This is a genomic window from Polaromonas sp. YR568 (genome assembly GCF_943372955.1).
In the GTDB taxonomy this organism is placed as follows: Bacteria; Pseudomonadota; Gammaproteobacteria; order Burkholderiales; family Burkholderiaceae_C; genus Polaromonas.
The window spans coordinates 597,208-614,659 of sequence record NZ_CALSAL010000002.1; the positions used below are offsets into that span (position 1 = coordinate 597,208).

Sequence of the window (17,452 nt, forward strand, 5' to 3'; positions counted from 1 at the left end):
ATTCAAACAGGTACGCAGAAGCCCGCCCTCCGGATTCGAAATACCGAATCTTTGTGTGATTTGCCGATTGTCTGCACGAATTTCACAACCGGCTGAATCCAGACCGCGTTCCCGCCCGTATCCCAAGCACGCATTTACTTACAACACTGGTCTTTTCTTTGCCTGGAGACAACCATGACCCGCCCACTTTCCATCACCGCTGTTGCTGCCGCGACGGCTCTCATCTGCCTCAGCGCCCAGGCCGATACCGGCAAACTGCTGCTCACAGGCGGCGTCAGCACCATTGAAGGCGCAGCCGGTGGCGGTATCACGCCGTGGGCAGTGATTGGCACCAACGCCACCGATGACGAGATCGGCGGCTCCGCATTCTTCAGCAACGTGGGCACCCGCGACTACGGTCTGAATGTCTACGGCGCAGCCATCGGCATCAACGACCGCTTCGAGTTATCCATCGCCCAGCAGGACTTCAACACCCGTGACACCGGCCGCGCACTCAACCTGCCCGGACTGCACCTGAAGCAGACCATCATCGGCGGCAAGGTCCGCGTGTTTGGCGATGCGGTGCTCGACAGCGACAACCTGATGCCGCAGATTGCGGTGGGCTTTCAGCACAAGCAACTGGGCTCCACCGGCCTGGACGGCACCCTCAACACGCTGGGCGCCAAGCGCAGCGGTACCGACTTCTACGTCAGCGCCACCAAGCTGTTGTTGGGTCAAAGCCTGCTGCTCAACGGCACGCTGCGCGCCACCAAGGCCAACCAGAACGGCCTGCTCGGCTTTGGCGCCACGCTGGGTGGCAACGAAAACAAATACTCGCTGCAGCCCGAGTTTTCCATCGCTTACCTGCTCAGCAAGAACGTGGCCATAGGCGCCGAATACCGCTTCATGCGCAACAAGCTGGAGACTGCCGGCCGCGGCGCCGGGCTGGGCAACGGCTTGCGCGCCGAAGACTGGAAGGACATCTTCATCGCCTGGGCGCCGAACAAGAACGTCTCGCTCACATTGGCCTATGTGGACCTCGGTGTGATCGTGCCGGCCACTTCGGGTAACCGCAAGCAGACGGGTTACTACGTCTCTGCACAAGTCGCGTTCTGAACCACATCCATCTCATCATTCTTCAAGGACATGACATGAAAAAAGCATTGCTCACTCTCGTTCTCGTCGCCGCTGGCGTGTTGGCCTCCGGGGTGGCTTCTGCCCAGATGGCTCCAAAAGACGACCAGCTCTATAAGGCCTTTGGCGAGAAAGCTGGCCTGGTTTCGTTGATGGACGACTTCATGGTTCGCCTTCTGGCCGACCCACGCACCGGCCCGCATTTCAAACCATCCAACCAGCAGCGTGTGAAAGAACAACTGGTCGATCAGCTCTGCGCACTGGGCGGCGGCCCCTGTGTGTACAAGGGCGCCGACATGAAGAGCTCGCACGCCAACCTGGACATCAAGAAATCGGACTTCCATGCGCTGGTCGAGGTGCTGCAGCAGAGCATGGACGCCAAGGGCATTCCGTTCCGCAAGCAGAACGAAATGCTGGCCCTGCTGGCGCCCATGCACCGCGACATCATCACGCCGAAGGAAGATGCAGCAAAATAAGCTGCAGCCACCCCTGTTTCAACCTGACTTCTCCTGACCCGAACTGGACACCATGAAAAACAACCTCACCGCCACCGTGCTGGCAAGCCTTGCAGTGCTCTGCACCACCGCGCAAGCTGGCAACCTCGTGGTGTCCGTGCTCGACAAGGACGGCAAGCCCGTGCCCGATGCCGTGGTGGTGGTGATTCCCACCAACAAGGCAGCCCAGCCCAAGGCGCCGTTGCCGATGCAGGCTACGGTCAATCAGGAAAAGATGCAGTTCATGCCCGCCGTGACGCTGGTCAACACCGGTGCGCGAGTCACCTTTGTGAACAACGACCCATGGGATCACCATGTCCGCTCATCACCCGCCGGCATGGGTCAGTTCAACGCCACCAACTCGGGGTTTGAGCTGCGACTGGAAGGCAAGTCCGAAGGCAAACCTGCCAAGTCCATGGACATCACGCTCAACAAGGCGGGTGTGATCGGTGCCACCCTGCTCGGTTGCCACTTTCACGGCTCCATGCGTGGCTATGTTTATGCCAGTGACTCCCCTTGGGCCACCAAAACCTCGGCTGAAGGCCTGGCCATTTTTGAAGACCTGCCCGACGGTGCAGCTCAGGTCAAGGTCTGGCAGCCCGAACAGTTGATCGACATCGCACCGGCGCAAGTCACCGTGGGTGCCACACTGGCCAAGCAGGTGATGCAGCTCACCGTGACGCCGCGCCGTCGGCGCAACTGAGAGCATTTGGGCTGACCGCTCAGCCTTCCGCCATCGCCATGCAGGTCACTGCCGCGCCATGCGCACATTCGGCGGCAGGCCCTGCGGGTGGCTGGTGCGAAAGGGGTTGATGTCCAGCCCGCCTCGACGCGTGTAGCGCGCATACACGCTGAGCTGCGTCGGTTTGCACTGCCGCCACACGTCCATGAAGATACGCTCCACGCACTGCTCATGGAACTCGTTGTGGTTGCGAAAGCTCACCAGGTACTGCAGCAGGCCACCCTGCTCAATCTGCGGGCCGCTGTAGCGGATCTGCACACTGCCCCAGTCAGGCTGGCCCGTCACCAGGCAGTTGCTTTTGAGTAGGTTGCTGGTCAGCACCTCGGTCACTGGCTGCTCGTCAAACGCCGCCGTCAACAGCTCGGGGGCTGGTGTGTAGCGGGTGCATTCAATGTCGAGCCGGTCCAGGCTCAGGCCGTCCAGCTCATGCACCGGCTCGCGGTCAAACAACTCCGGCAACAGCAAGCGCACACCGATCGTGGCCACCTGCCCCGAGCCACGCCACGCGGCCTCGCTCAGGTCGGTCCGCAAGCGCGCCTGCACCTCAGCCGCCTCGGCAAAGCGGGTGTTGTTGAAGCTGTTGAGGTAGAGCTTGAATGACTTGCTCTCAATGATGTTGGGCGTTTCGCAAGGCACCGTGAAATGCGCCAGCGCCACCTGCGGCTTGCCACGCGGCGTGAGCCAGCTCAGCTCGAATGCTGTCCACATATCGGCACCAAAAAACGGCGGGGCGCTGCCGACACCAATCTCGGCGCGCTTGTCGGCACGGGGGATGGGAAACAGCAGCGAGGCGTCGTACTGGTCCAGATAGGTCGAGGCCTTGCCCAGTTGCGATTGGTCGGGGGTGTTCATGGGGGTAGTGTCGGTAACTTGCCAAGGATTTTCGTAGGTCAGGTGTACAGCACTCCTCGGCTAGAGCCTTCTTTCAATTAGACGCTTGGTCAGATCTTCATAAACGGCTTGTCCAAGAACAAATCCATCAAATACCTCAAACAGTGGAGCAAGTGCTTTTGACACATAAACATCTAAGCTCGATGTTGCGATATCAGCTGGAATCGTAATCGTCGATACGACCTCATCCTGATGTGCTCTGCGACCCGGCGAGACATATCGCTCTGGGTTAGCCCAAGAATCCAGCTGCCTATCTTTCAGGCGGGTCCAGCGTATGGAGAACGTCGCAACTGTCTTTTCTGGATCAGTCGACATAGCCTTAGCGAACGCGGTCCCAACCGCAAGAGCCTCTGCAACTCTAAGAACTTGTAAGGCAAAGTCCATTGCAATCATTGGAGTCGGGGCGTGCTTAGTGCCTGAAATATCGTCTTGGAGTGCACGCCGAAGATAGAACCGACCCTTGGGATCAAATCTCTCAAAATCGATGTGATTCGACCAGCCTGAGTCCAAGCTGACGATAAGTGCCTCCCATCCTCCATCGAGAACGTAGGGGCGGGATTGACTATCGGAAAAGCTCCGGCTATCAAGCCAGACTGGCCACCCCGTATAGCCAGGATTGGTCGAGTCCAAGAGGTTAAGAAAGTCCCGATTCGCTCCGTACTCACCGATAGCCCCGCTTACTACCAGCGCCACCTCCCACGCACCATGTTGCGGAAGATTGATCTTTCGCTGAGCTAACGCGGCGAGAAATCTAGCTTCACCTTGCTGGAGTAACTCCTTAGAGAAATCTTCTGCTGTTGGCAATGGCTCGCTACGTTGCATGAGTTCCGCCAACAACTCCTGCAGCGAAGTCGAACCTACGCCGCTGATATGACGACGGAAAAATCGACCAATATCCGCCTCGCGATTGTCAAAACACACCTCCACAACCTTCGGCCAATCCTTCCATCCGGCCTTTGAGGTGCTCGGTGTGTTGTTTGACCTAAGAGTTCTTACGTACACGTCATCTGCTGCTATCAACTTATGACCGTTATGGATAAGGTCGGCTTTTGCTGCTACGGGTGTTTTAACTCCCGAAGGAATCTCAATTACCGGATATAGCTGCTCTCGACGGGACGGGAACGATACAGCGATTTCGAAAGGTTCAGACGCGTAGCGGGAAACAAGCCCTTGAATTTTGTCGATATGAAACGCGCTACGAACATCCGAGGGTACGTTGGTTGTATCTGGTTCAAGGGTGTCATCTACGAACCCGATAACAAGATACCCTCCACCGAAATTACGAAGGGCCAAGGTGGACCGCGCAATTTTCGCAATCCCCTCGGGAGAGTCTGGGTCGATCCATTGCTTCAATTCAACAGAAAGACTCTCGCCTGGACGATCAACTAGCTCTTGCGCTCTACTCATGCCACCCTTTCCGAGTCAAAGTAATTCAGCCGGTTCACGGTACTTTGATGTATTCAGAAGAACTCCGAGAAACATGGCTAGCTGCCAGATAAAACCCCGCCATCAATCTAACAGTGATTTTTAACCTAAGAGCTTGCCACATGTAGCTGAGTACGACATCAGGTATCGCGAATCCCACAAAATCTCAGCGTCCGCTTTGCAGGCCATCCACAAGCACGATAGACCCAAATAGCACAGCTTTCTCAGAAGAAAGCGACCAGCCCAACAACAAACACCGAAACTAACCGCGTGTTTATTGCCGAGTAGCCCTATCACTCTCCACCCCACGAAAATGCCCCACCAGCATCGGCACCAGCCGCTCCACCACGCCTGGCGGCAGGTCGTGGCCCATTCCCTCAATGCCCTCGAGGCGCGCACCGGGAATGCGGCGGGCGGTGTCTTCGCCGCATGCAAAAGGCACCAGTGGGTCGGTGCGGCCATGCACGACAAGCGTGGGGGCGGTGATGCGGGCGAGCGCCTGCGCACGTGAGGTGTCGGCCACCACGGCCAGCATCTGGCGGGCAATGCCTTTGGGGTAAAGGCTTCGCTCTGCGGCGGTTGCGACGCGGGCGCGCAGTTCGGCCTCGTTCATCGGAAAGCCGGGGCTGCCGATGGCCTTGAAGAGCTTGACGGTGTGCTCAATCGCGGCCTGCATGCTTTTGTCGGCCGGCCGGCTGAGCATGGCGCGCAGCACGGCGGGTTGGGCTTCAGGCAGGCCCCGGGCGCCGCTGGAGCTCATGATGCTGGTCAGGCTCAGTACGCGGGCCGGGGCCTGAAGCGCCACGCGCTGGGCGATCATGCCGCCCATGCTGAGGCCGACCACATGGGCACACGCTATCTGCAGCGCATCCATCACTCCCACCGTGTCGGCCGCCATGTCGGTGATGCTGTAGGGCGGGCGAATGCGCCAGCCCATGCGGTGCTTGAGGCCTTCCCACACCAGATTGGGCGAGCCCAGCGCCTCCATGCGGGTGCTGAGGCCCGCGTCGCGGTTATCGAAGCGCACCACACGGTAGCCCGCCCCCACCAGGGCCATCACCAGTTCGGGCGGCCAGGCAATCAGCTGCATGCCCAGGCCCATGATGAGCAACACCACTGGCCGGGGTGAGCCGTCGGCATGCGGCGCTGCGCCGCTGTCTTCGACTTCGATGTCGATTCCGTTGCTTTTGATTTTCATGGACCGATTATGTGCACCGCCGTCAAATCAGCGCGGGCGTAGTTTTCACCAGCAGGCGCCGCGGAACTGGCTCCGCCAGGCCGCTGGCGTCGCCCCCTAGAGGGGGGAACGGGCTACACGCAGTGAGCCTGGACGGGGGTGTTAGTTGAATTCTTTTTCACGCAACCACTTCGTCGCAATCCACTTCTCACCCGCCGTCACCGGCTCGCCGCCGTGCAGGGTGCAACTGACAGGGTGCGCCTGCGGGTAGCTGAAAAACACCGCACTGCCCTGCCGGGGCACCACGCGCAAGCCGAGGTCGGGGAAGATGGTGCCACCGCCCGCCTCGGGCTCCTGCAGGTACATGATGAGGCTGGCCACGCGCTGGCCGCCGCGCCGCAGGATGGCGGGTGTGCCCGGCTCGCACGGGTCAAAGTAGTCGTAATGTGGTTTGTATTCCGCGCCGGGTCGGTAGCGCAGCACCTGCAGGCCTTCGCCGTTCTGTACCGGCCAGCGCAGCAGCGCGGCGATGCGTGCTTCTAGCCGCGCAATCAAAGGCGTCTCGCCCCTGCCGAAAAACATGCCGTCGCTGGTGCGCTCGGGGTTGAGTTCCTCGCCGCCGGTGCGGGTGTCCACGGTGAGCGAGCGGGCCAGCCGCGGGCTGGCGGCTTCCATCAACGCTGCGCATTCGGGGGCTGAGAGCAGGTTGTCAAACACCCACACCTGCGGCGCTTCGGAATACAGCGCGTGCGCCTGCAGGCGGCGCGCCTTGACCCACTTGTCACCGGCGTTGATCAGCGTGTCTGCGCCCGCTTCGGCCGGCGCTGGTGAGGCTTCGATTTGAGGCACCGGCACGGCGGGCGGCCAGTCGGGCTCGGTGCGCGGCAGGTTCAGCGCCTGCTGCTCTTCAGGCGACAGCCCCAGCACCTGACACGCTGCAAGCGGCTGCCAACCCGCCTGGCGCAGTGCGTGAAAGATGGTGGTGCGCGAATCGCCCTGGGCCAGCGCGTCGGCAGCCCAAGCCCGCGCCTCGGGCGTGACGGGCTGGAGCTTGGGGCGGGTGGGGCTCATGGGCGGACTGTCGGTGGCTGGGGCGCTACCCGACCATTATGCGCAAGGGCCTGCCGGCCTGTCAGCCCCTCACCGTCGCCCCGCCACCCGTTGATGGACCGGCCGGTGGATCAGTCGGCCAGCCTGCGCCGGAACACCAGCCGGTCGGGCTCGGACGCGCCCGCGTCAAAGCGGTAGCCCTCGGCGTTGAAGCTTTCCAGCTTTTTCACCGTGCCGATTTTTTTCTCGATGGCGTAGCGCGCCATCAGCCCGCGGGCGCGCTTGGCGTTGAAGCTGATGATCTTGTACTTGCCGCCCTTGAAGTCTTCAAACGCGCAGTGCACCACGCGCGGCTTGAGCGCCTTGCGGTCCACCACCTTGAAATACTCCTCGCTCGCGAGGTTGACGATCACCGGCGAGGCATCGGCCGCCGCGCGTGCATTGAGATACTGCGAAACCTGCGCGCCCCAGAACTGGTACAGATTCTTGTGCGCGCCCACTGGCAGCGAGGTGCCCATCTCCAGCCGATAAGGCTGCATGCGATCCAGCGGTCGCAACACGCCATACAAGCCACTGAGGATGCACACATGCTGCTGCGCCCATTCGAGCTGCGCCTCGCTGAGGGTCGTGGCGTTCAGGCCTTCGTACACATCGCCGTTGAAGGCCAGCACCGCCTGCTTGGAGTTTTTGGCGGTGAACTTGGGCGACCAGGCCTGGTAGCGCGCCACGTTCAGCCCCGCCAGCGCGTCAGACAGCTTCATCAGCGTGCTGATCTGCTGCGGCGAGCGGGTTTTGAGCTCGTCAATCAGCTGGGCCGACTGCTTCGTAAAAAGCGGCTGGGTATGCGCCGCCACATGGGCAGGCGTGTCGTAGTCGAGTGATTTGGCAGGGGAAAGCAGAAAGAGCATGGTCTGGGGCGGGGTGGGACAAACAGATGAGCTCTGACTTTACGACAGGCCAGCGCGGCGCGCGGCAAGCCGCTGGCCAAAACCCCGCAAGAAACACGCCGGGCCCGGCTTTGACGTGCGTGGCGATTTGCTGCACATTCAGAGCTGGGCTCGCCCTTGGGCCCCAAAGATTCGCCATGCCACCCCCCACCAGCGCAAACCACACGCTCGGCAAGCACGCACTCGGATTTATTCCGGGCAAGGGCTACACCTTGCCCGAATACCCCTTCGTGGCGCCCGAGGAAGTGGCCACTGGCGAGATTCGCCGGCATGCAGTGGTGATTGCCGGCGGCGGCATCACTGGTCTCGCCATGGCCTGCGCGCTGGCGCACTACGGCGTGCGTGCTGTGCTGCTGGATGAAGACAACACCGTGGGGGTGAAAGGCGCGTCGTCGCGCGGCATTTGCTACGCGCAGAAGACGCTGGAGATCTTCAAGCGGCTCGGCATCTACGAGCGCATCGCACAAAAAGGCGTGCAGTGGAGCGTGGGCCGCACCTTTGCCGGCAGCGACGAGGTGTACGCCTTCGACTTGCGCCAGCAGGCCACCCATTCGCTGAGCCTGCAGCCGCCCTTCATCAACATCCAGCAGTTTTATGTTGAGGCGTTTCTGGTTGACCAGCTCTTGAAAAGCGACGCAGGCGAGCGGCTGATCGACCTGCGCTGGCGCCACCGCATCACCGCCTTCCAGCAGGACGAGACCGGCGCCACGCTCACCTTGGAAACACCCGCCGGCAGCTACACCCTGCAGGCCGACCATGTGCTGGACTGCACTGGCGCACACAGTCCATTCAGGGCGTGGTGCAGCGCTGCCGTCACCAGCAGCCGGGGCGACGACCGCTGGTGCATTGCCGACGTGTGGTTCAAGCACCCGCCGCCGGTGGAGCGCCACACCTGGATTGAAGCACCCTTCAACGAGGGCCGCGCCGTCTGGCAGCACCTGATGGCAGACGGCGTCTGGCGCATCGACTACCAGATGCCACCCGACGCTGACCCGCAGGCCATCAGCCGTGACGACGTGGTGCGGGCGCGGCTGCGGGCGCAGTTCGACCCCATGCTGAAGGAAGAAGACTATGAAATCGTCTGGGTCGGTCCCTACGCCTACCGCAGCGAATGTCTGAACCAGCTGCGCCATGGCCTCGTGTTTTTTCTTGGCGATTCGGCGCATGTGATGAGCCCCTTTGGCGCACGCGGCGGCAATTCGGGCGTGCAGGACGCCGACAACCTGGCTTGGAAGCTGGCCGCCGTTCTCCAGGGCCGAGCCCCACACTCGCTGCTGGAGAGTTACCACGACGAACGCCACGAAGCGGCGGAGCACAACATCCGCGTGACCAACCGCACCGCGCGTTTCTTGCGCCCGGCCGATGGCGTGGAGCGGCTCTTTCGCTCTGCCGCCTTGCAGCTGGCCCGCCAGCACCCGTTTGCGCGCCAGCTCGTCAACACGGGGCGCATGTCAACGCCCATGCACTACACGCGCTCTGGTGTGTGCGCGCCGGGGGATGGCCGGCCCACCCAGAATGCGGCGCTGACCTGGGCTGACGGCACGCCCGGCGAGCTGCTGCAGCTCATCACCTGGGCCAGTGGCCGTTTGTTGCTGCTGGTGTTCGGGAATCTGAGCGCTGATGCCTGCGCACGGCTGCGCGCCCTGTCGTCACAGACCGACGTGCACTGCGTGCAGGTCATCGCCCCCGGCCAGTCGGCGCAGGCCGCGGAGCACGTGCAGGACACCGAAGGCCATCTGCAAGCCACCTGCCATGTGTTTGGCCACGCGTGGGCACTGCTGCGGCCGGATGGCCATGTGGCTGCCACCGGCGAGAGCGTCGATGCCTCGCTGGTTCACGCCGTGGCGATGGCACTTGGCGCCAGCCACCACCTGCAAGGAGAGGCGGCATGAACGCCATCAAGACCCCTACCGCCTCGCTGCACGGCCTACGCCTGCAGGACGCCGACGCGTTTTACGAATGCCTGCTGGACGCGCACCGGGGGCTGTCGCGGGAAGAGTCCGAAGCGCTGAACGCACGGCTGGTTCTGCTGCTGGCCAACCAGGTCGCAGACACGGCTGTGCTGAAGGCCTGCATTGAGGCCGCGCGCCAAACGCCTGGCAGCAGTCAGACCGGCTGATAGCCCGCCGTCAGCGGTGTCACCACTGAAATAAAACGCAAGGGTACTGCGCCCCGGTTGAGAACCCCATGCACTTCGCCTGGGCGAGCCACAGCAACGTCACCCGGGTTGATGCGCCGGCTAGGGAATTCTTCGCCAGCAACCTGCCCGAGCACATAGTCGCCCGAGCCCTCCAGAACAGTCCACACGTCGGTTCCCTCGGGATGGACGTGGCTGCTGATGGCCTGCCCGGGGAGCACATGCCACGCAACAACGGTGCAATCAACTGACTCGGTGACCACCGAGCGAACTGGCTCTTCGGCTGGTGTTGAGGTGGCCTGGAAATGCTGGCGGCTGCTGAAAACACGCTGGTTGACCATGTTCGGTTCTCCTGGAGAAGGGCTTGTGACCCGAAGCAATAGCAATGCCAGCGAGACCCGTCCCGCCCAGGCGCACCGCCGGATAAAATCAGCGCAATCCCGCCAACCCACCGCAACGGCATCCTTCGTGATGCCGTTTCAGCTCCATGACCCCAAACGCCTCCCCTGCTCCCCTGTCTGACGCCACGGCTGCTGCATCCACGCCTTCGCAACCGGGCCTTGAATCGCTGGCCAAGTCCTTCGAGCCGGCGGCGATTGAAGCCCACTGGGGCCCGCTGTGGGAACAAAGCGGCCAGTACGCGCCCACGCTGGACGCGGCCAAACCCTCGTTTGCCATCCAGCTGCCGCCCCCCAATGTGACCGGCACGCTGCACATGGGGCATGCCTTCAACCAGACCATCATGGACAGCCTGACCCGCTACCACCGCATGAAGGGCGACAACACGCTGTGGGTGCCCGGCACCGACCACGCCGGCATCGCCACGCAGATCGTGGTGGAGCGCAAGCTGCAAGGCGAAGGCAAGAGTCGCCACGATCTGGGGCGCAAGAACTTTGTCGCCAAGGTCTGGGAATGGAAAGAAGAGTCCGGCAGCACCATCACACGCCAGATGCGCCGCATGGGCGATTCGGTGGACTGGAAGCACGAGTACTTCACCATGGACCCGAAGATGTCCAAAGTGGTGACTTCGACCTTCGTGAAGCTCTACCAGCAGGGCCTGATCTACCGCGGCAAGCGGCTGGTGAACTGGGACCCGGTGCTCAAGTCGGCGGTGTCGGACCTCGAAGTCGAGAACGAAGAGCGCGACAGCTTCATGTGGCACATCGAGTACCCGTTCAGCGACGGCCCGCAGAAAGCGGCTGACGGCTCGCCCCTGCGCGGCATGCACATTGCCACCACCCGGCCCGAAACCATGCTGGCCGACGGCGCGCTGGCCGTGCACCCGGATGACGAGCGCTACCAGCACCTGCTCGGCAAGATGGTCGACCTCCCACTGTGCGACCGTCAGATTCCGGTGATTGCCGACGACTATGTGGACCCGGCCTTCGGCAGCGGCGTGGTGAAGATCACCGGCGCGCACGACTTCAACGACTACCAGGTGGCCCAGCGCCACAATTTGCCGCTGATCACCATCTTCACGCTGGACGCGAAGATCAACGAGAACGGCCCGGCGCAGTACCGTGGCCTGGACCGCTACGACTGCCGCAAGGCGGTACTGAAAGATCTGGAAGCCCAGGGCTTTCTTGAAAAGGCCGTGCCGCACAAGAACATGGTGCCGGTCTGCGCCCGCACCGGCGCGGTGGTCGAACCCATGCTCACGGACCAGTGGTTTGTGGCACTGAGCAAAGTCAGCGACCAGGACCCGACCGGCAAATCGATTGCGCAGAAGGCGCGCGATGCGGTGGACAGCGGCGCGGTGAAGTTCGTGCCCGAGCAGTGGGTCAATACCTACAACCAGTGGATGAACAACATCCAGGACTGGTGCATCTCGCGCCAGCTCTGGTGGGGCCACCAGATTCCGGCCTGGTACGACGAAGATGGCAAGGTCTATGTGGCCGAAGATGAGGCCGCCGCGCAGGCCCAGGCACCGGGCAAAAAGCTCACCCGCGACGAGGACGTGCTGGACACCTGGTACTCCTCCGCATTGGTTCCGTTCTCATCCCTTGGCTGGCCCGAGAAGACCAAGGAGCTGGACCTGTTCCTTCCCTCCAGCGTGCTGGTCACAGGCTACGACATCATCTTCTTCTGGGTCGCCCGGATGATCATGATGACCACGCACTTCACAGACCAGGTTCCCTTCCACCACGTGTACATCCACGGCCTGGTGAAAGACGCGCAGGGCAAGAAGATGAGCAAATCCGAAGGCAATGTGCTGGACCCGGTCGATCTGATCGACGGGATCGAGCTGGCGCCGCTGCTGGAAAAGCGCTCGCAGGGCCTGCGCAAGCCCGAGACCGCGCCGCAGGTGCGCAAGAACACCGAGAAGGAATTTCCCAACGGCATTCCCGGCTACGGCGCCGATGCGCTGCGCTTCACCTTCGCCTCGCTGGCCAGTCTGGGCCGCAGCATCAACTTCGACAGCAAGCGCTGCGAGGGCTATCGCAACTTCTGCAACAAGCTCTGGAACGCCACCCGCTTTGTGCTGATGAACTGCGAAGGCCAGGACTGCGGCCTCGCCGAGCACACCAAAGAGCAGTGCGCACCGGGTGCCGAGTTTCACGGCTACCTCAGCTTCTCGCAGGCCGACCGCTGGATTTCATCGACCATGCAGCGCGTCGAGGCCGACGTGGCCAAGGGCTTTGCCGATTACCGCCTCGACAACGTGGCGGGCAGCATCTACCAGTTTGTCTGGGACGAGTTCTGCGACTGGTACCTGGAAATCGCCAAGGTGCAGATCCAGACCGGCACCGACGCGCAAAAGCGCGCCACACGCCGCACGCTGATCCGCGTGCTCGAAGGCATCCTGCGGCTCGCGCACCCGGTGATTCCTTTCATCACCGAGGCCCTGTGGCAAAAAGTGGCGCCAGTGGCCGGCATGAAGAAGGTGGAGCTGATCGGCAGCGCGGCTTATCCGAAAGCGCAGCCCGAGAAAATCGACCCGGTGGCCGAGGCCCATGTCGCCAAGCTCAAGACACTGGTCGACGCCTGCCGCAACCTGCGCGGCGAGATGAAGGTGTCACCCGCCACCCGCCTGCCGCTCTATGTGGTGGGCGACAGCGCGTTCATCACGGGCGTGGCCCCGGTGCTGAAGGCGCTGGGCAAGCTGAGCGAAGTGCGCGTGTTCGACACCGAAGCCGAGTGGGCCGCTGCGGCGCAGGCGGCGCCGGTGGCGGTGGTGGGCGATGCCCGCGTCTGCCTGCACATGGAAGTGGACGTGGCAGCCGAAAAAGCCCGCCTCGGCAAGGAAGCCGCGCGGCTGGAAGGCGAGCTGGTCAAGGTGAATGCCAAGCTGGCCAACGAGGCTTTCGTGGCCAAGGTGCCGCCGGCAGTGCTGGAGCAGGAGCGCAAGCGGCTGGCCGACTTCACCGCCACGCTGGAGAAAATCCGCCAGCAGCTCGCGCGGCTGGGCTGAGGGCGTGGCGAACTAAGCGGATCAGGCTGGCTCTGCCCACCGCGAAGGCGACGCAGTACCGGCCTGGCCGAGATCCATGGGCGCGCTGGGAATGCTGTCGGCGCCCGCGTGGAGGCCTTCGATGGCCTCGTGCATGCGGTGCGCCACATACCAGCTGGAGCGCAGCCGCGCCTCACGCGTGTGCGAGCCCAGGCGCGGGGTGATGAAAAGATTTTTCAGGCCTTTGAGTGGCGAGTCTTCACCCAGAAAGCTGGCCTCGGCGCCATCCAGAATACAGGCCTCGATACGGCCATCGCACAAGGCGGCAGCCAGCGCACCTTCGTCAAACATCTCGCTGCGGCTGATGCCCACCCAGAGCTGGCCGCGCTTGCATGACGCCAGCAATTTGTCATTGATAAAGCCCCTGAATCGGGTGGCGTAGAGCATCTGCACCGACACGGCGTCGGCCTGGCTCATCAGCTCGGGCAAGGTCACGGGCTGGACGCGAAGCCGGTCCCAGATTGGCGCTGTGTGGTGGACCGCCGGGTCGTAACCGATCACGCGCACACCCAGACCGTTGAGGATGCCAGCCAGCGTGTGGGCTGTGGGCGCCAGTCCGAGCAGGCCCACGGTACTGCCGTGCAGCTCGCGCCCCATCTGGGTGGTCGGATGGCGACGCCCCATCAGCGACGACACCAGACCGCGGCGATAGAGCAACAGCAGGCTGCTCAAAAGATACTCTGCGTTCGAGCGCACATTGGCGCTGCTGGCGTGCACGACCTTGATGTCGCGCTCCTTGCAGGCCTCCAGGTCAGTGTTATCGGTTCCCACATGCAGCCGTCCCAAGGCCTTCAGCTGGGGCAGGTCCTCAAGCAAATCACGGGTCACCACCGTCTGGCGCGGAAACACGATACCCCTCGTGTTGTAGGCGGCCTGACACAGTGAAACCATGTCATCAGCCAGCTCGGGGTGATAGCCCACGCTGTGGCGCGTCTCCAGCCATGCCATGGCCTCGGGCACCAGCGGGTCAAGAAGTAAGATATCCACTCGGAAGTCCACCCGTTAGTCGTTGTACTGATCTCTGTACCGACATTGACGCTGATTGCGCCCGTGTCGCAGGCCTTTCAGGCGTGTTTTCTGACAGCGCTTTTGTATCGGCAACACAACACTCTAATTCTTTCCCTGGTCCACGTCGATGCAAAAATTAACCCTCAACAAAGCCGTTTTCCCCGTCGCAGGGCTGGGCACGCGCTTCTTGCCTGCCACCAAGGCCCAGCCGAAGGAAATGCTTCCGGTCGTGGACAAGCCCCTGATCCAGTACGCGGTGGAGGAGGCCTATTCAGCAGGCATCCGCCACATGATTTTCGTCACTGGACGCAATAAACGGGCCATCGAGGACCATTTCGACACCGCCTACGAGCTGGAGAACGAGCTGGAAGTCGCCGGCAAGCAGGAACTGCTGGCCATGGTCCGATCGATGCAGCCCGAAGACATGGACTTTTCCTATGTGCGCCAGCCGCGCTCGCTGGGTCTCGGTCACGCAGTATTGTGTGCGGAGCACCTGGTGGGCAATGAGCCGTTTGCCGTACTGCTGGCCGATGACCTGATGGTCGGTGAAGCCGGCGGCGCCACGGTGCTGGCCCAGATGGCCGCGCAGTTTGCCAGCCTTCAACAGTCCATCCTCGCCGTGCAGGAAGTGCCGGCCGACCACACCCGGCGCTACGGCATTGTGGCGGCCGACGCCGCTGGCGCCGACCTGCTGAAGATTCGTGCGATTGTGGAGAAGCCAGCCCCCGAGGTGGCGCCATCGCGCATGGGTGTGGCGGGCCGCTACATCCTCACGCCAGCCATTTTTGGCCATATCCGCCGGCAAAGCGCCGGTGTGGGCGGTGAGCTGCAATTGACCGACGGCATCGCCAGCCTGCTGGCCGACGAAGCGGTCTATGCGCTGCCCTATCGCGGCAAGCGCTACGACTGCGGCAGCAAACAGGGCTTTCTTGAAGCCACCGTGGAGCTGGCGTTGCAGCACCCCGAAGTCGGGGCGCAGTTCCGCAGCTACCTGCAGAGCTTGAAGCTGGATTGAGCCCGGACTGAGCTCGTGTTGGAGCCCGGTTAACGGCGCTTGAGCACGTGGATGAAGTCACTGCCGGTGGTTTGCTGTTCCACCAGCTCATTGCCGGTCTGCTTGGCAAAGGCCTGAAAATCGCGGGTGGAACCTGCGTCGGTGGAAACCACCCGCAAGAGCTGGCCACTGGTCATTTCCGTCAGGGCCTTCTTGGCTTTGAGAATGGGCAGCGGGCAGTTCAGGCCGCGGGTGTCGAGTTCTTTGTCGATGTTCATGAAAATCCTTCAATTGCCGCTATTTTAGGCAAACTGCGCTGCGCCTGTGCGGCGGTCAATCCGTTCGCTTGGACCATTCCACAAACTCCGGCTCATGCCCGCGCGTACGCAGCCAGTCGGCCAACGCGTAGCCGGTGCCGGCAGGCCAGCATTTGATCTGGCCCAAGTCATAGAGCCGGTAATCCACCAGCTCGGGTGAGAGCTTCACCTCGCCAGTGCAGACCGCGTGGTAGGCAATGATCACCTGGTTCATGCGCTGGAAGTCGTACACGCCGATCAAGTTCAGGGCGTGGGTCTGCAGGTTGGTTTCTTCCAGGATTTCGCGGGTGATGCCCTCCTGCGGCGTCTCACCCGCCTCCATGAAGCCTGTGATGAGCGCGTACATCTTGCCCGTCCACGCGGCATTCCGCGCCAGCAGCACCTGGCCGTGGTACTCAATCACCGCCGCCAGCACCGGCGTGGGGTTGTTCCAGTGGGTGTAGCTGCAGGCCGGGCAGCGCAGGCGGGCTTTTTCGCCGCCGTCCTCCATCTCGGCGCACAGGGCCAGCGGCGTGGCGCACTGCGGGCAGAACCGGAACGCCTGCGTCATGCAGGAAACACGCCGGTGGACAGGTAGCGGTCGCCCCGGTCGCAGACGATGAAGACGATCACCGCGTCGCTCACCTTTGCGGCGATCTGCTGCGCCACCCAGCAGGCGCCTGCTGCCGAGATGCCGGCAAAAATGCCTTCCTCGCGCGCCAGACGGCGGCACATGTCTTCAGCGTCGGCCTGGCTCACCAGCACCAGTTCATCGACCTTGCTGGGGTCGTAAATGCTGGGCAGGTATTCCTGCGGCCATTTACGGATGCCGGGAATGCGGGAGCCCTCGCTGGGTTGGGCGCCGATGATGCGGACGCCTGGATTTTTCTCTTTCAGGTAGCGCGACACCCCGGTGATGGTGCCGGTGGTGCCCATCGCACTGACAAAATGTGTCACCTTGCCTGACGTATCTGTCCATATTTCGGGCCCGGTGGTCTCGTAATGGATGCGCGGATTGTCCGGGTTGGCAAACTGGTCCAGCACCCGGCCCTTGCCGTCTTTCTGCATCTGCTCGGCCAGATCGCGCGAATATTCAATGCCGGCGCTTTTCGGGGTCAGGATCAATTCGGCGCCAAAGGCCTTCATGGTCTGGGCGCGCTCGATGCTCAGGTCCTCCGGCATGATGAGGATCATGCGGTAGCCCTTGATGGCCGCCGCCATCGCCAGTGCAATGCCGGTGTTGCCAGAGGTGGCCTCGATCAGCGTGTCACCGGGGCGGATGTCACCGCGCTCTTCCGCGCGCCGGATCATCGACAGCGCGGGGCGGTCCTTGACCGAACCCGCCGGGTTGTTGCCTTCGAGCTTGCCAAGAATCACATTGCCTCGGGCGGCGTTCTCTTTGGCACCAATGCGTTGCAGCGCGACCAGCGGCGTTTTGCCAATCGCGTCTTCGATCGTGGGGTAGTTCATACGCCACACTGTGCCATAATTTAAGGCTTCGCTCCCCGCGGCCCGGGTGGTGAAATTGGTAGACGCAGGGGACTCAAAATCCCCCGACGAAAGTCGTGCCGGTTCGATTCCGGCCCCGGGCACCAGATTGCAAAAAAGTTATATGGAAGCCGCCAGCGCACCCCGCCCTGGCGGCTTTTTTCGTCTGGCTGGCATCCGCTGCATTACCGAAAAATCACTTGGAAAATTTATCCCACCGGCTTGCCACGGCATTCAAT

General features: G+C 62.4%; 17 protein-coding genes and 1 tRNA gene. 8 read left to right on the forward strand and 10 right to left on the reverse strand.

Going from position 1 to position 17,452, the window contains the following annotated elements:
• Positions 1-174: 174 nt before the first annotated feature.
• Genes AAG793_RS08750 through AAG793_RS08760 form a run of 3 tightly spaced genes read left to right on the forward strand, consistent with a single transcriptional unit; the run spans position 175 to position 2,310 of the window.
• Complete coding sequence (locus AAG793_RS08750) at positions 175-1,095, forward strand: DUF3034 family protein (RefSeq protein WP_341906806.1); 921 nt, start codon at positions 175-177, stop codon at positions 1,093-1,095.
• 35 nt (positions 1,096-1,130) lie between these two features.
• Complete coding sequence (locus tag AAG793_RS08755; RefSeq protein ID WP_341906808.1) at positions 1,131-1,589, forward strand: group 1 truncated hemoglobin; 459 nt, start codon at positions 1,131-1,133, stop codon at positions 1,587-1,589.
• 52 nt (positions 1,590-1,641) lie between these two features.
• Positions 1,642-2,310, forward strand: a complete 669-nt coding sequence (locus tag AAG793_RS08760) for a plastocyanin (protein WP_341906811.1) — start codon at positions 1,642-1,644, stop codon at positions 2,308-2,310.
• A gap of 45 nt (positions 2,311-2,355) precedes the next feature.
• Here the strand turns inward: AAG793_RS08760 and queF are convergent, their stop codons facing one another.
• The 5 genes from queF to yaaA all read right to left on the reverse strand — a co-directional run bounded on the left by queF (position 2,356) and on the right by yaaA (position 7,800).
• Complete coding sequence (queF, locus tag AAG793_RS08765; RefSeq protein ID WP_341906814.1) at positions 2,356-3,201, reverse strand: NADPH-dependent 7-cyano-7-deazaguanine reductase QueF; 846 nt, start codon at positions 3,199-3,201, stop codon at positions 2,356-2,358.
• A gap of 60 nt (positions 3,202-3,261) precedes the next feature.
• Entirely contained in the window at positions 3,262-4,647 is a 1,386-nt protein-coding gene (locus AAG793_RS08770; protein WP_341906817.1) for an ATP-binding protein, read from the reverse strand.
• 292 nt (positions 4,648-4,939) lie between these two features.
• The gene (locus AAG793_RS08775) at positions 4,940-5,863 is read right to left on the reverse strand and encodes an alpha/beta fold hydrolase (RefSeq protein WP_341906820.1); all 924 of its coding nucleotides are present in this window, start codon (positions 5,861-5,863) and stop codon (positions 4,940-4,942) included.
• A gap of 141 nt (positions 5,864-6,004) precedes the next feature.
• A complete protein-coding gene (locus AAG793_RS08780; protein ID WP_341906823.1) occupies positions 6,005-6,913 on the reverse strand; it encodes a 2OG-Fe(II) oxygenase in 909 nt (302 codons plus the stop codon).
• Between the two features lie 110 nt (positions 6,914-7,023).
• Complete coding sequence (gene yaaA / locus AAG793_RS08785; RefSeq protein ID WP_341906826.1) at positions 7,024-7,800, reverse strand: peroxide stress protein YaaA; 777 nt, start codon at positions 7,798-7,800, stop codon at positions 7,024-7,026.
• Positions 7,801-7,976: 176 nt separating this feature from the next.
• Here yaaA and AAG793_RS08790 point away from each other — a divergent pair, with 176 nt between their 5' ends.
• Both AAG793_RS08790 and AAG793_RS08795 read left to right on the forward strand, forming a co-directional pair.
• Positions 7,977-9,731, forward strand: a complete 1,755-nt coding sequence (locus AAG793_RS08790) for an FAD-dependent monooxygenase (RefSeq protein ID WP_341906828.1) — start codon at positions 7,977-7,979, stop codon at positions 9,729-9,731.
• Positions 9,728-9,958 (forward strand): DUF2783 domain-containing protein, encoded by a 231-nt coding sequence (locus tag AAG793_RS08795; protein ID WP_341906831.1) that lies wholly within the window; start codon positions 9,728-9,730, stop codon positions 9,956-9,958. The genes AAG793_RS08790 and AAG793_RS08795 overlap by 4 nt, the downstream gene beginning before the upstream one ends.
• On the opposite strand, the gene AAG793_RS08800 is transcribed toward AAG793_RS08795, so the two are convergent.
• On the reverse strand, positions 9,946-10,317 hold the full coding sequence (locus AAG793_RS08800; protein ID WP_341906834.1) for a cupin domain-containing protein: 372 nt from the start codon (positions 10,315-10,317) through the stop codon (positions 9,946-9,948). The two genes, AAG793_RS08795 and AAG793_RS08800, sit on opposite strands and share 13 nt — an antisense overlap.
• Before the next feature lie 146 nt (positions 10,318-10,463).
• On the opposite strand from AAG793_RS08800, the gene AAG793_RS08805 reads away from it, so the two are divergent.
• Positions 10,464-13,388 carry a valine--tRNA ligase gene (locus AAG793_RS08805; protein ID WP_341906837.1) on the forward strand — a complete coding sequence of 975 codons (2,925 nt, stop codon included), beginning with the start codon at positions 10,464-10,466 and terminating at the stop codon, positions 13,386-13,388.
• 21 nt (positions 13,389-13,409) lie between these two features.
• Here AAG793_RS08805 and AAG793_RS08810 read toward each other — a convergent pair whose 3' ends face one another.
• Entirely contained in the window at positions 13,410-14,414 is a 1,005-nt protein-coding gene (locus tag AAG793_RS08810; protein WP_341906840.1) for an NAD(P)-dependent oxidoreductase, read from the reverse strand.
• Positions 14,415-14,562: 148 nt separating this feature from the next.
• Between AAG793_RS08810 and galU the strand changes: the two genes are divergently transcribed.
• Positions 14,563-15,450, forward strand: a complete 888-nt coding sequence (gene galU, locus AAG793_RS08815) for a UTP--glucose-1-phosphate uridylyltransferase GalU (protein ID WP_341906843.1) — start codon at positions 14,563-14,565, stop codon at positions 15,448-15,450.
• Between the two features lie 29 nt (positions 15,451-15,479).
• On the opposite strand, the gene AAG793_RS08820 is transcribed toward galU, so the two are convergent.
• Genes AAG793_RS08820 through cysM form a run of 3 tightly spaced genes read right to left on the reverse strand, consistent with a single transcriptional unit; the run spans position 15,480 to position 17,195 of the window.
• Complete coding sequence (locus AAG793_RS08820) at positions 15,480-15,707, reverse strand: sulfurtransferase TusA family protein (protein ID WP_341906846.1); 228 nt, start codon at positions 15,705-15,707, stop codon at positions 15,480-15,482.
• Positions 15,708-15,762: 55 nt separating this feature from the next.
• On the reverse strand, positions 15,763-16,296 hold the full coding sequence (locus tag AAG793_RS08825) for an NUDIX domain-containing protein (RefSeq protein WP_341906849.1): 534 nt from the start codon (positions 16,294-16,296) through the stop codon (positions 15,763-15,765).
• Positions 16,293-17,195 (reverse strand): cysteine synthase CysM, encoded by a 903-nt coding sequence (cysM, locus tag AAG793_RS08830; protein ID WP_341906852.1) that lies wholly within the window; start codon positions 17,193-17,195, stop codon positions 16,293-16,295. The genes AAG793_RS08825 and cysM overlap by 4 nt, the downstream gene beginning before the upstream one ends.
• A 40-nt stretch (positions 17,196-17,235) precedes the next feature.
• Between cysM and AAG793_RS08835 the strand changes: the two genes are divergently transcribed.
• Positions 17,236-17,320, forward strand: a tRNA-Leu gene (locus AAG793_RS08835).
• Positions 17,321-17,452 lie beyond the last annotated feature (132 nt).